10 protein-coding genes are annotated in these 13,808 nt (G+C 63.0%); 4 read left to right on the top strand and 6 right to left on the bottom strand.

Annotated elements, in window-relative coordinates:
* Positions 1 to 38: 38 nt before the first annotated feature.
* Entirely contained in the window at positions 39 to 1,847 is a 1,809-nt protein-coding gene (gene mutL / locus AB4Z53_RS01645; RefSeq protein ID WP_441594337.1) for a DNA mismatch repair endonuclease MutL, read from the bottom strand.
* Positions 1,848 to 2,226: 379 nt separating this feature from the next.
* Between mutL and AB4Z53_RS01640 the strand changes: the two genes are divergently transcribed.
* Positions 2,227 to 3,951, top strand: coding sequence for a response regulator (locus tag AB4Z53_RS01640; protein WP_441594335.1), 1,725 nt, complete (start codon positions 2,227 to 2,229; stop codon positions 3,949 to 3,951).
* A 308-nt stretch (positions 3,952 to 4,259) separates the two neighbouring features.
* A complete protein-coding gene (locus AB4Z53_RS01635) occupies positions 4,260 to 5,567 on the top strand; it encodes a putative bifunctional diguanylate cyclase/phosphodiesterase (RefSeq protein ID WP_223727879.1) in 1,308 nt (435 codons plus the stop codon).
* A gap of 6 nt (positions 5,568 to 5,573) precedes the next feature.
* On the opposite strand, the gene AB4Z53_RS01630 is transcribed toward AB4Z53_RS01635, so the two are convergent.
* A complete protein-coding gene (locus AB4Z53_RS01630; RefSeq protein ID WP_113538065.1) occupies positions 5,574 to 6,512 on the bottom strand; it encodes a LysR substrate-binding domain-containing protein in 939 nt (312 codons plus the stop codon).
* A 92-nt stretch (positions 6,513 to 6,604) separates the two neighbouring features.
* Between AB4Z53_RS01630 and AB4Z53_RS01625 the strand changes: the two genes are divergently transcribed.
* Positions 6,605 to 8,155, top strand: a complete 1,551-nt coding sequence (locus tag AB4Z53_RS01625; protein WP_441594333.1) for a trimethylamine methyltransferase family protein — start codon at positions 6,605 to 6,607, stop codon at positions 8,153 to 8,155.
* A 172-nt stretch (positions 8,156 to 8,327) separates the two neighbouring features.
* On the opposite strand, the gene AB4Z53_RS01620 is transcribed toward AB4Z53_RS01625, so the two are convergent.
* The gene (locus AB4Z53_RS01620) at positions 8,328 to 8,945 is read right to left on the bottom strand and encodes a PRC-barrel domain-containing protein (RefSeq protein WP_291161216.1); all 618 of its coding nucleotides are present in this window, start codon (positions 8,943 to 8,945) and stop codon (positions 8,328 to 8,330) included.
* A 304-nt stretch (positions 8,946 to 9,249) separates the two neighbouring features.
* On the opposite strand from AB4Z53_RS01620, the gene AB4Z53_RS01615 reads away from it, so the two are divergent.
* Positions 9,250 to 10,413: a hypothetical protein gene (locus AB4Z53_RS01615; RefSeq protein ID WP_441594331.1), complete on the top strand. Its 1,164-nt coding sequence runs from the start codon at positions 9,250 to 9,252 to the stop codon at positions 10,411 to 10,413.
* Positions 10,414 to 10,476: 63 nt separating this feature from the next.
* On the opposite strand, the gene AB4Z53_RS01610 is transcribed toward AB4Z53_RS01615, so the two are convergent.
* The 3 genes from AB4Z53_RS01610 to AB4Z53_RS01600 all read right to left on the bottom strand — a co-directional run bounded on the left by AB4Z53_RS01610 (position 10,477) and on the right by AB4Z53_RS01600 (position 13,803).
* Entirely contained in the window at positions 10,477 to 12,201 is a 1,725-nt protein-coding gene (locus tag AB4Z53_RS01610; protein WP_034801023.1) for an IlvD/Edd family dehydratase, read from the bottom strand.
* An 82-nt stretch (positions 12,202 to 12,283) separates the two neighbouring features.
* Complete coding sequence (locus tag AB4Z53_RS01605; protein ID WP_441594329.1) at positions 12,284 to 13,168, bottom strand: SMP-30/gluconolactonase/LRE family protein; 885 nt, start codon at positions 13,166 to 13,168, stop codon at positions 12,284 to 12,286.
* Positions 13,168 to 13,803, bottom strand: a complete 636-nt coding sequence (locus AB4Z53_RS01600; protein ID WP_441594327.1) for a 2-dehydro-3-deoxy-6-phosphogalactonate aldolase — start codon at positions 13,801 to 13,803, stop codon at positions 13,168 to 13,170. The genes AB4Z53_RS01605 and AB4Z53_RS01600 overlap by 1 nt, the downstream gene beginning before the upstream one ends.
* Between the last annotated feature and the right edge of the window lie 5 nt (positions 13,804 to 13,808).

Raw genomic sequence — 13,808 nt, 5'->3', positions numbered from 1 at the left:
CAGGCAAATTGCCAGCCGCATTTCGCGGCCGGGTCAGATCAGCTTCGGCCGAACAGCCGCTCAATATCGGAAAGCTTGAGCTCGATATAGGTCGGCCGCCCGTGGTTGCATTGGCCTGAGCCGGGCGTTGCCTCCATCTGCCGCAAAAGCGCGTTCATTTCTTCGGTGCGCATGCGCCGGCCGGAGCGAACCGATCCGTGGCAGGCCATCGTCGCTGCAAGATATTCGAGCCGGCTCGTAAGACCGTTTGCCGTGTCCCATTCGGCAAGCTCGTCGGCCAGCTGGCGCACCAGGCCGACGGCATCCATCTCGCCGAGCATCGCCGGTGTCTCGCGCACGGCAATCGCACCCGGTCCGAAGCGCTCGATGGCAAGGCCGAGGCGGGTGAACTCCTCCGCATGCGCCATCAGCCGGTCGCAGTCGTCCTCGGGCAGGTCGACGATCTCCGGGATCAGCAGAGCCTGTGCGGCGACGGGGCGAGAATGTAGCGCCGTGCGCATCGCCTCGAACACCAGCCGCTCATGGGCGGCATGCTGGTCGACGATGACGAGGCCGTCATTTGTCTGGGCGACGATGTAGTTTTCATGGAGTTGTGCCCGCACCGCGCCGAGCGGGAAGGATTGCGGCGCCGGTGCGTCCGGCTGCGATACCGGTGCCTCGCGCTCGATCGGGACGGCCGTGCGTGCCGACGGCGCCGCAAAGGCGGCGAAGCTCGCCTGTGGCGTTTCGTTGAGGCCGCGCAAGATGGCGTCGAATTGCGCCGGGCGGGAGGGGGACGTCTCGGGGGTCCAGGGCTGCGGGCGATAGGATCCGGAGCGGAAGGCCTGCATCATGCCGCGTGCCCCGGTGGTCGCCGCGCGATCGCCGTCGCGTGTCAGTGCCTCGCGGATCGCGCCGATGATCAGCCCGCGGATGAGGCCCGGGTCGCGGAAGCGCACATCGGATTTCGCCGGATGGACGTTTACGTCGACCAGCGCCGGGTCGAGCGTGATCGATAGCACAGCGACCGGATAGCGGCCGCTCGGGATCGTTTCGGAATAGGCGGCCCGGATCGCCGACAACAACAGCTTGTCCTGTACCGGGCGGCCATTGACGAAGACATATTGCTGCAGCGAGTTGCCGCGATTGTATGTCGGCACGCCGGCAAAGCCGGTGAGCCCGACATCCTCGCGCTCGGCATCGATCTCGATCGCATTGTCGCGAAAATCCTTGCCGAGCACCTGGGCCATGCGCGCCAGGCGATCGTCGCCGGTCGCGGGGAATTCCAGCGTTGAGCGGTCGCTGCCGGACAGCACGAAACGGACCGCCGGAAAGGCGATCGCCATACGGCGCACGATCTCGGAGATCGCAGCCGCTTCGGCCTTCTCGGTCTTCATGAATTTCAGCCGCGCCGGTGTTGCGAAGAAGAGGTCGCGTACCTCGACGACCGTGCCGGTATTGGCGGGCGACGGGCGCACCGGATCGGTCTTGCCGCCGGTGACGGCGATGACGGCACCTTCGCTGGCGCCAGCCGTGCGCGTCGTGATCGAGAGGCGGGCGACCGAACCGATCGAAGGCAGCGCCTCGCCACGGAAACCGAGCGTGCGGATGTCGAACAGGCTGTCGTCGAGCTTCGACGTGCAGTGTCTGCGGACGGCCAGTTCGAGATCGTTGGGCGTCATGCCCGAGCCGTTGTCGGTCACCCGCAGCAGCGTCTTACCGCCGCCGGCCGTCGCGATTTYGATGCGTGTGGCGCCGGCGTCGAGTGCGTTCTCGATCAGCTCCTTGGCCGCGCTGGCGGGGCGTTCGATGACTTCGCCGGCGGCGATCTGGTTGATGAGGGTTTCTGAAAGCTGCTTGATGGCCATGTCCCCATTTTCTCGGATTCGCTCGGGAAACGAAAGGGGCAATGGCGCCTCGTCCCCGGTCTGAAATCCCGGCGGCCGTCGATCCTGAAAATTGAGCGGGGGGTTTAATTGCCCCTTAACACTCTGCTGCGATTTTCCACAACAACCTGAATGATCACGGGTTTTGTCTTTTGAGCATTGCGGCGTTGCTGGACGTCGTACTCCCGCCGCTCGAAGAGACGCCTGCCAAGGCCTTCCCAGCATGTCCCGAAATGAAACCGCCGCTGCAGCATCGCGTGTCCGACTGGCGCGTGAACGTCGCTGCAGCACTGTGAATGGCTGCATGTTTCCTCAGATCGGAGACGACTGAAGCATGCGGTAGGCGAGTGAGGACAGCGCAATGAGCGATGTGGCGTCGAACGGCGCGGACATCAACCGGATCATTCTGGAGTCGAGCTGCGACGCGCTCGGCATTGCTGTGCTTGTCTGCGGTCGGGACGACACCATTCTTTTTGCCAGCCGCACGATGCTGCAGTTTTTCCCGGTGCCGTCGGAAATCCTGATGCCCGGCACGCGCCTCAGGGATTTTCTCGGCGCCGTCTATGATACCGGCGTTCGCCCCGGCACGGTTCCGGAGAGCAGCCGCCGCCGCACCAATCGCGAGGACTGGATCGCCGAACACATGGCGCTGCATTGGCGCGAGCGCTACGAGAGCGTCGAGCGCGCCGGCCGTACGCGCTGGGTTTCGATGCGCAAACGCCGGCTGTCGAGCGGTATCGGCATCCTCTCGCTTAGCGACGTTTCCGACCAGAAGAAACGCGACGAGCAGCTTCAGACGGATCTGGAGCGTGTCGAACTGACCGAACAGATCCTCGACGCCCAGCCCAATCCGGTCTGCGTCAAGGATCGCAACCTCAACTATATCGCCGTCAACAAGGCCTTCTGCCTGATCCATGATCTGCAGCAGGATGCGATCCTCGGCCGTTCCGCCTGGGATCTGGTCGAAAGCGAGCTTGCCGAACGTTTCGAACAATCGGACCGGATGGTGCTCGAAACCGGCAAGCCATACTCGCAGGCAGAACATATCGTGCGCGCCGACGGCAGCGACCTCTGGGTGCTCACGCGCAAATACCGCGTCGGCATGCCCGGCCGTCATTTCGTCGTGACCTGCATGAACGACGTGACCGACATCGCCGTCTTGCATCAGAGCAGCGATGAACCTCATGCCGAGGTCGGCCTGCAGATCCGCGACTACAGCATCTTCGCCGCGGCGCAGAATTTCTATGACCCGTTCCGGGCGCTGAACGTCCAGCAGCTCGTGGAAGCGGGATCGATGATCGAGACCTTGCCCGCCCGCGGTCTTCGCGTGCTGATCGCAACGGCCGACCGGGCGATGGAAGATCGGCTGGTCACGCGTCTCCGCGGTTCCGGGCTCGACGCCTGCGCCGTTCGCGATGCCGGTGAACTGCGAGCCTTCGGTCACGCGGTCGAAGATGCCGGCATCAAGCTCGATGTCCTGCTGCTCGACCTGGCATTTTCAGAGAGGCAGCAGGTCGCTTCGACCTGGCGCCATTGCCCGATCCTGCCGCTGTCTCAGCAGCAGGATGGCGCCGCGGTGCTCGCGGAAGTGTTCCGCGCCTGCTCCGAGCGGTCAGCGGCTTCTCCGATGCAGCAGCCGGATTGGTCTCTGTCGTTTGAAGGCGAGGGGATTGCGGCACCGCCGCCGACGCCGCAGGTCGACGTGCTTGTGGCCGAAGACAATCAGATCAACCAGTTCGTGTTCACGCAGATCCTGGAGGGGCTCGGCGTTTCGCATCGGATCGCCGCCAACGGCCGCGAGGCCGTCGAGCTCTGGCACGAGCTGCAACCGGCGCTGGTGCTCATGGATGTCTCGATGCCGATCATGAACGGCTTCGATGCTACGGTCGCCATCAGGACGGCAGAAAACTCCAGGGGACAGAAAACGCCGATCATCGGGGTCACCGCGCAGGCGCTGGATATCGACCTGCAGCAGTGCAAGGCATCGGGTATGGACGACCATATCATGAAGCCCGTGAGCCCGGACATGATCGAGGCGGTGCTCAGGAAATTCATGCCGGCAAAGGCAATGCGAACGGCAGGTTGAAAGAAAGACGTGTCAACTCGCTAGAATTGGGGAGGCTAATGGCAGATCTAGGAGCAGAGCGATATCGGATTGTTAACCGCCGATTGCGATCGTCTGCACCGAATTGCCGTTAAAGTGTAGAGCCCAACCCGAATGCATTGCGCCCATCCCGTTGCTCATGTCCGGACCGTGTCGCAACGACATTGCCGGTTCGCGCCGTGGCGTCGGGTTTTGCCGGCAACGGAGCGTCGCCCGCATTGTCGCGATCATGCTGGGGAGGCGCGGCTATGACGGCTGTTGAGACCCCCTATCACCGCATCGGCCTCGATATGCCCGCCGTGACGGGCAACATCGATCTGTTGACCGGGCTCGGCAATTCCCGCTGCCTGCGCCAGACCGTGCTTGATCTCGCCCGGGAGCGTGCCAGCGATCCTGCGCCCTTCACCATCGGCCTTGCCAACATCGATGGCTTCAAGCCGATCAACGACCTTTTCGGGCCGGCGGCCGGCGACGAGATCCTCTGCCAGGTGGCCTATCGGCTGAAAGCCTGTGCGCCCGAGGGGGCGACGATCACCCGTTCGGATAGCGACGAGTTCGCCTTCGTCCTGCCACTCGTCTTCGAGCGCAAGGGGGCGGAGAAGGTCGGGCAGATGCTGAAGGAGGTGCTGTCTGCGCCCTTCGATCTCGGTGACCGTCATGTCCGTCTGTCCGCGTCCTTCGGTTTCGCCGTCTATCCCTTTGCCGGGGAAGTGTTTGAAGATCTGCTGAAGAGTGCCGATACGGCGCTTTATCGCTCGAAGCGTCGCGGCCGTGGCCAGATCACCGTCTATTCGCAGGAAATCGCCCAGGAGATGAAGCGCGCGACGCAGCTCGAGCAGGCGCTGCGCAATGCCATCATCGCCAACGAGGTCGATGTGCATTTCCAACCGATCGTCGATCTGCGCAACGATGCCGTCGTCGGTTTCGAAGCCTTGGCGCGCTGGTGCGATGCCGATCTCGGTTATGTCTCRCCGGCCGTCTTCGTGCCGCTGGCCGAGGAGCGCGGTTTCATTGAATCTCTGGCGGAAGTGCTGTTGCGCAAGGCGGCGCATGCGGCGCTCTCCTGGCCGAAGGAACTTTTCCTCTCCTTCAATCTCTCCTCGGCGCAGCTCATGGACCCGGCGACCAGCCACCGACTGCTGTCGATCATCCATCAGATCGGTCTCGATCCGCGCCGGTTGGAACTGGAGATCACCGAGACGGCTGTCATGGCCGATGCCGACATCGCCCAGAAGATCGTTTCGGAACTGCGCGCCGCAGGTGTCCGCGTTTCACTCGACGACTTCGGCACCGGGCAGTCGAGCCTGGGGCGGCTGCGCGATTTCTCCTTCGACAAGGTCAAGATCGATCGCGCCTTCGTATCGCGTATTTCGGCCGACCGTGCTTCCGAGCACATCATCAAGGCGATCGTCTCGATGTGCGAGGGTCTCGAACTGGAGGTCGTCGCCGAAGGCATCGAGGATTTCTCCGAGGCCTTGAAGCTGAAGGCCCTCGGCTGCGGCCTCGGGCAAGGCTATTTCTACGGAAAGCCGGCTGATGCCGTGGCGACGATGCGCTATCTTTCCGATCGCTATCGCGACGTCTCGGCCCAGGCCTGAGCCGGTCTATTCACCGGACGCCGACAGCGCCACGCGGTCCCGCCGCCCTTCTTCCAGCAGCCAGTCGCGAACCCTTTTGGCCTGGGCGTTGAGCTCGCGCGACCGTGGCCAGACGACATAGAAGGCAAGGCCGGTCTTGAGCACGTGCCCGGCGACCGGCATCAGGGCGCCGGAGCGGATCTGCGGGTTGATCAGGTGTTCCCAGCCGAGCGCCACGCCTTCGCCCGCAAGCACCGCCTGGATCACCAGGACGTAATCGTTGATGGTCAGGCGGCGGGCCTGCTTCGGATAGGTGAGGCCGGCGCTCGCAAACCACTCGGTCCAGTCGCAGGCGCGTCGCACCGGCTCCTCGAGGTGGATGAGATTGTGGCGCTGCAGATCGGCCGCGGTCTTCGGCAGTCCGTGCTCCTCGATATAGGCGGGCGTCGCGACGGCATTGACCACCTCCTCGGCAAGCAGGGCAGCGTGATAGCGTGGCCAGTGGCTGGGGTCGCCGCCGCGAATGCCGAGCGGAATCGGCTCCTCCTCGAGATCGAGATCGCGCACGGCCGTCTGGATGCGCAGATCGATCTCCGGCAGGTCCTCGCGCATGCGGTTGAGCCGTGGCAGCATCCACATCGAAGCAAAGGCGGTCGAGGCCGCAAGCGTCACGTTGGTTTCGCGGCCCTTGGCGCGGATATCCTCGGCCGATTTCTGGATCCGCGACAGGCCGACGGACACATCCGCATGAAATTTCTCGCCCGCCTCCGTCAGTTCGACCGCCCGATGCACGCGGTGGAAGAGCGGCACGCCCAACTGTTCTTCCAGGCCGCGGATGGCGTAGGAGACTGCAGCCTGGGTCATGCCGAGCTCGTTTGCAGCGCGGGTGAAATTCTGATGGCGGCCGGCCGCCTCGAAAACGATGAGGCTTGCGGCGGAGGGAAGCAGGCGGCGTAGGTTTTCCATAAGTCATGCTTATCGCATGGCTCGAATTTTTCCAGCGTTACAACGGGATTTTTCGCCAATAGCATCATCTCAGGTGATGGGAGGATGCGTGAATGGATACGGCACTGGCAGCAGGCGAGGCGGCACCGAGACGGACGCGGGGTTCAAGGTCGCAACGGCGCGAAGGCGCAGGCCGGAGCCTCGGCGTTCCCTACATCATCAGAAACATCCCGACCTACGACATTCTCGGCGAAGAAAGCCTGCTGCGGATCGAGGCGGTCGCCGATCGTATTCTTGCGGAGGTCGGCATCGAGTTCCGCGACGATCCTGAGGCGCTCGCCCATTGGAAGCGGGCCGGTGCCAGTATCGACGGCGTGCGCGTGACCTTCGAGCCCGGCATGCTCAAGGAAATCGTCGGCTCGGCGCCAAAGCAGTTCACCCAGCACGCCCGCAATCCCGCCCGCAACGTCGAGATCGGCGGCAAAAACGTCGTCTTCTCGCCGGCTTATGGATCCCCCTTCGTCATGGATCTCGACAAGGGCCGGCGCTACGGGACGATCGAGGACTTCCGCAACCTGATCAAGCTGGCGCAGTCGAGCCCGTGGCTGCACCATTCCGGCGGAACGATCTGCGAGCCGGTCGACGTGCCGGTCAACAAGCGCCATCTCGACATGGTTTACAGCCATATCAAATATTCCGACCGTGCCTTCATGGGCTCGATCACGGCGGAAGATCGCGCCGAAGATTCGATCGAGATGGCGCGCATTCTTTTCGGCCGCGATTTCGTCGACAGCAACTGCGTCATCCTCGGCAACGTCAACGTCAACTCGCCGCTGGTCTGGGACGGAACGATGACGAAGTCGTTGCGCGCCTATGCGCGGGCAAACCAGGCGGCGGTCATCGTGCCCTTCATTCTGGGCGGCGCCATGGGGCCGGTCACCAATGCCGGCGCCATCGCCCAGTCCTACGCCGAGACGCTTGCCGGCTGTGCACTGACCCAGCTTGAACGCAAAGGCGCGCCGGTGATCTTCGGTAATTTCCTGTCGTCCATGTCGCTGCGCTCGGGATCACCGACCTTCGGCACACCGGAACCTGCTATCGGCAGCATGGTCGTCGGCCAGCTTGCGCGCCGGCTCGGCCTGCCGCTGCGCTGTGCCGGCAATTTCTCCAATTCGAAGCTGCCGGATGCGCAGGCGATGCAGGAAGGCGCCATGTCGATGCTTTCGGCGGTGCATTGCGGCGCCAACTTCATCCTGCACTCGGCCGGCTTCGTCGATGGACTGCTGGCCATGTCCTACGAGAAGTTCGTCATGGACACGGACTTCTGCGGCGCGCTGCATTCCTATCTCGCCGGCGTCGTCGTCGACGACAACACGCTGGCAATGGACGCCTTCCTGCAGGTAGGTCCCGGCAGCCACTTCCTCGGCTGCGATCACACCATGCGCAACTACCAGGCAGCCTTCTGGGATTCGGCACTCTCCGACAACGAACCGTTCGAAAAGTGGGTCGAAGAGGGTGAGACGGATATGGCAACGCGCGCCAACCGTGCCTGGAAGAAGACGCTTGCCGAATACGAGGCGCCGCCGCTGGATGTGGCGCTCGACGAGGCGCTGATCGATTATGTCACGCGCCGCAAGGAGAGCATGGCGGATGCCTGGTACTGACGAAACCGGTATGCTGGGCCGCTCGCAACACCCATGCCGGCATCTATGGTGCCCTTCGTTGTGGAGTGTTCGCCCGAGCAAGCTCTTTTGAACAGGGACCTTTTTGAACAGGGAAAGAGCGGCGGTGGATACCGCCGCCCTCCTTAGGCGCACTGAAACAGCCTGATACTGACTACTGCTGCGGCTGAGCCGGTGCCGTGCTGGTCGAGGAGGTCGTCGAGGTGTCAACCGGCTGGTTAGCGTTCTGCTCGGCAATCTTCTGCGACTTGGTCTTGAATTCCGGAGCCGCCTTCAGCGTGTCGGCGGTTTCCGTCGTCGTCAGCTTCAGCTTGTCCGTGTTGGGCTGTTCGGCGATCGCAATGCGATCGAACGGAACTGCGACGTCCTTTTCGCCGAGGCCCAGGAAACCACCGACACCAATCACGGCCGCTTCAACGCCGCCATCCTTCTTCATGATCAGGTCGTTGATCTCGCCAATGCTTTCGTCACCGGCATTGTAAACGGTCTGGCCGATATAGGTGCTGGCAGCGATCTGATCGCTTGTCTGCTCGGTCAGATAGGTGGCGTCCGACTGGGCGACATCAGTAGTGGCTTCGCCAGCCGCCGGTGGCGTCGTGGTCTGAGCCTCGTTCGTCGGAGCTGCGGTGCCCGGAGCCGGCTGTGCCGGCTGCATGGTCTGCGTCTGATCGGGCTGCGGCTGCGTCGTATCCTGCGAATAAGCGACCGGGGCGACAGCAAGACCCGCGAAAAGCGCGCCAGCCGCGACGGTTGTTACGAATTTCTTAGTCATGTCAAACTGCCTTTCCTTGACGTTTCCGATCAAGGTACGGGCCTGGCTGCCGTCGCCAGATCCACCGCACCGGTGATATGACGTCAACGCCCAAGCGCCGAAACGGTTCCGGAAAAAAGCAGTCAAAATCTCAATGGATAAGGCTGCGCTTGCGTTCTTCCCCCATGTTCTTTGGAATTGCGCGAGAGGTTACCTGCCATTTTTCAGGGGAATTATTTCTATATTCTGCGTCCATGTATTTTAGAGATTTATAATGAGCTTCTATTCGTTGACGGATTCTTGATTGTTCTTGCAGATACTTGAAGTGACACAGGATATAGAGCAGCGGAGCTGCGTCGTCCTGTCATCCTGGACGACACCCGCCATGTTTCTGCCGCGACGCTTTCTCTCCGTTTCCCTTCTGTCTGTGCTGGCCATGGCCGCTCTCGTTTCGATCGAGCGCAACCTTTTCGGCGCGCGCTACTTCTCCGAACGTGTGCCTCAGGTCCAACCCTATAATCTCTGGCATGGCTGGGTCGCCCTCAGCCTGTCGCTCGCCGCAGTTCCGGGTTTCACCCGCGATGTCTCCAGGCTTGGAGGGCCGGTGCTTCGGCTTGCCTCTCGTCGCGAGCTGTGGATCTGCGTGGCGACATGGGTGTTTGCGACGTTCGTGGCCTTGGTCTTCGTTTTCGACCCGACCGTCTTCAGTGTCCTGGCGCGTGAGGACGGCCTGGTCGAGTGGTCGTCTGCCCTCCTGATCTTTGCCGCCTGCGGGTTCCTTGCGATGGCAGCCATCGGGCAGTTTCGTGCAGCCCTTGCCGGGGCAGAGCGCCTCGCATGGGTCGCCGCCGGCGCTGCGGCGGTTCTTAGCGCCGGCTTCTTCGTGATTGGCATGGAGGAGATATCCTGGATGCAGCGCGTCTTCGGCATCGTCACGCCCGAAGGGCTGTTGGCCGTCAACAAGCAGCAGGAATTGAACCTGCACAACATCGCAACAGGCTTCTCGGAACTGCTTTATTATACCGGCAGCTTTATGCTTCTGACGCTTGCCCCCTTCATTTGGCTCTATCTTCGCAAGGGCGTAAGCCTTGGCCGCCTCGATGCCTTCGCCCCGAGCGTTCTGGTGCTGGTGGCAAGCGCGCCCATGGCCGCGTTCAACAGCGACAACTGGAGCATGCTGCCGACGCAGATGATGGTGATGATGACCGTCATCATGCTGCTGGTAATTGCAGACATCGCATTGAGGGCAGGACAGTGGCGCGAGTTCATCGTGCTGACGGTCGGCGCCGTTCTGATCGTCGCTATCCAGGAACTGTTCATCCTGCAGGCTTCGCTGCTCGTGCGGCTCTGGGATCCGACCGAATACAAGGAGTTCTTCATTGCCCTGGGGCTTGCGATCTACGGCTTTCAGGCCTGGTCGCGTCTGCGTTCGCCCGTCACCGCATCTGCTGCCGCACGCCGCTTCAACTCGTATCCGCTTGGCGGATAAAAATACCCCGCCGGAGTGGCGGGGTATCTGAACAGTTCGACTTGCCGCTGTGACGAATGGTCGTCAGTGGCTTTCGCGCAGGACCTCGCTGCCGCTGCCGCCGACGAGGAAATCCAGGTCCGCACCCTTGTCGGCTTGCAGCACCGTGTCCTGGTAAAGCTTGTAATAGCCGCGGGTCCATTTCTGCGGCGGCGCCTGCCAGGCGGCCATGCGCGTCGCAAACTCTTCCTCGCTGATCATCAGGTTGAGCTCGCCCTTCATCGCGTCGAGGCGGATGCGGTCGCCGGTCTTGACGATGGCGAGCGGCCCGCCGGCATTCGATTCCGGGCTGACATGCAGGACCACGGTGCCGAAGGCGGTGCCGGACATGCGGGCGTCGGAAACGCGCACCATATCGCGCACGCCCTTCTCGACGAGGCGCCGTGGGATTGGCATGTTGCCGACCTCGGCCATGCCCGGATAGCCCTTCGGTCCGCAGCCCTTGAGCACCAGAATGGTGTCCTCCGTCACCGGCAGGTCGGGATCGTCGATTTTCGCCTTCAGTTCCTCGATCGTCTCGAAGACATAGGCCGGGCCTTCGTGAACCAGAAGATGCTCGCTTGCGGCCGACGGCTTGATGACGGCACCGTTCGGGGCAAGGTTGCCCTTGAGCACGCGAATGCCGGCGGCGGCCCGCAGAGGATTGTCGAGCGGGCGGATGACGTCGTCGTTATAGACCTCGGCATCTTCCCAGTATTTGCTGATCGGCACGCCGAAGACCGTCGGCGCGTCGGCATGCAGCAGGTGCTGGATGCGGTTCATCACCGCCGGCAGGCCGCCGGCATAGGCGAGATCTTCGATCAGATACTTGCCGGACGGCATGCAGTTGACGATGCACGGCACCTGGCTGCCGACGCGGTCGAAATCCTCGAGACAGAGATCGACACCGGCGCGGCCGGCGATCGCCAGCATGTGAACGACGGCATTGGTCGAGCCGCCGACGGCGGCGTTGGCAATGATGCCGTTCTCGAAATTCTTCTTGGTCAGCACCTTCGACAGGCGCAGGTCTTCATGCACCATCTCGACGATGCGCTTGCCGGTCATGTGCGACAGCGCCATGCGGCGTGCGTCGACGGCGGGCAGGGCCGCATTGGTCGGCAGCGACAGGCCCATGGCCTCGACGATCGACGCCATGGTGGTGGCGGTGCCCATGGTCATGCAGACGCCCGGCGAGCGCGACATGCCGCTTTCGGCCGCCATGAATTCCTGCATGCTCATATCGCCGGCGCGTACGGCTTCGGAGAACTTCCAGACATCCGTGCCGGAGCCGATGTCCTTGCCCTTCCACTTGCCATTCAGCATCGGGCCGGAGGAGACGACGATCGTCGGCAGGTCGACGGAAGCAGCGCCCATCAACTGGCCGGGTGTGGTCTTGTCGCAGCCACCGAGCAGCACCACGCCGTCGATGCCATAGGCGCGGATCGCCTCTTCGACGTCCATGGCGAGCAGATTGCGGAACAGCATCGCGGTCGGACGCATCTGCGTCTCACCGAGCGAGGACACCGGGAACTCGACCGGAAAGCCGCCGGCCTCCCAGACGCCACGCTTCACTCCCTCTGCCAGAATGCGAAGGTGGCTGTTGCAGGGCGTCAGTTCGGACCAGGTGTTGCAGATACCGATGATCGGGCGACCGTCGAAAACGTGGTCTGGAAATCCCTGGTTCTTCATCCAGGAGCGATGGATAAACCCATCCTTGTCGGTGCCGCCGTACCAGTGACGGCTGCGCAGTTCTTTCTTCTTGTCGCTCATGCGAGCTTCCTCCTCACCATGCGATGAAACGCGTGGCTGAATTGTATGACTTTTTATTGACGCTTCGCCAAGCCGTTTCCGCTCAGAGACGGAAAGACGGTTCAAACCGGCCCTTGACGCTGATCCCGAGATCGAAGGTCTTGCCGGCATGCGGATCGGCCGCACGCGTTGCTTCGTCCATGTCCTGCCAGGCCGATGTCACCAGCATGCGGTCGGCCTTCGCCCCGATGAAGGCGGTGCAGCTCGGCTGGCCCGTCGGGACTGCATAACGCGCGATGCGCGCGCCGTCGGGCCGGTAGACATCGACCGTGCTGCTGCCCCAGCGGGCGTTCCAGATCAGGCCGTCGGCGTCGCACACCGAGCCGTCGATGCCGCCGGCTTCGCCGCTGCCGTCGACAAGCAGAGTGGGTTCGCCCGTCGGCAGGCCCGTCTCGGCATCGATTTCGACGCGCATCAGGTGGTTGATGTCGGTATCGACGAAATAGGCGACCGTCCCATCCGGCGAAAAGCAGATGCTGTTCGGAATGGTGACCCTGTCATAGAGCTTCGTCACCTTGGTGCCGGCGACGTGGTAGATCGCGCCGGAGCCCTTTTCGGCGCTGCGGCCCATGGTGCCGATCCACAGCGAGCCGGATGCATGGACCCGGCCGTCGTTCGAGCGATTGATAGGCTTGTCCTCAAGCGTGGTGAGCAGGCTGAAGGCACCGGTTTGTGTGTCCCGAATAAACAGCCCCTGGTCGGAGGCAATCAGTTGCCGGGCCGGATCGATGACGGCGAGCACGCTGCCGAGGAAGGGCAGGGCATGCACGGTCTTGCGCCCGCTTTCCAGGTGCAACTCATGCAGTTCCTGACCCTTGATGTTGAACCACCAGGCGGTGCCGGTCGCCGGATCATAGGTCGGGCCTTCGCCGAGGATCGACGTCGCTTCGCAGAGAATGCTGCCGGCAAAGGGAATGTTGTCGCTCATCACTGTGCTCCGTAGACGGCGTCGTAGGCCTTGATGGTGGCAACGGCGCGCTCGCGGACTTCAGCCGCGCTCATGCCGGGCTTGTAGAGGCTGGAGCCGAGACCGAAGCTGCGGATGCCGGCCTTGGCGTAGTCGCCGAAGTTCGCGTCCGAAACACCGCCGACGGCAGCGATCTCAAGCTCTGGCGGCAGGATCGTGCGGATCGCGATGATGCCCGATGGGCCGAGCACACTTGCCGGGAAGAACTTGAGGCCGGTCGCGCCGGCGGCCGCGGCCGAAAGCGCCTCGGTCGGGGTGAGCACGCCGGGCATGGTCACCATGCCCTTCTTTGCCGCGAGCGAGATGACCGCCGGCTCGACATTCGGGCTCACCATCAAGCGACCGCCGACATCGGCCAACTGCTCCACCTGCGCCTTCGTCAGCACCGTGCCGGCGCCGATCAGGCAATTCTCCGGCGCCATCTTCACGGCCGTCTCGATCGAGCGGAACGGATCAGGCGAATTCAGCGGGATCTCGATCGCAGTAAAGCCGGTCTCGATCAACGCCCCGACGACGCCTTCGGTCTCCTCTGGCTTGAGGCCACGCAGGATCGCGATCAGCGGATATTTCATCGACGGAAAGGGAATGCGGGTCATGTGCT

The sequence above is a fragment of the Ensifer sp. 2TAB8 genome (genome assembly GCF_052115125.1).
Classification (GTDB): domain Bacteria; phylum Pseudomonadota; class Alphaproteobacteria; order Rhizobiales; family Rhizobiaceae; genus Ensifer.
Note: the sequence above shows the minus strand (reverse complement) of the source record. Positions and strands in the feature narration are given on the sequence as shown.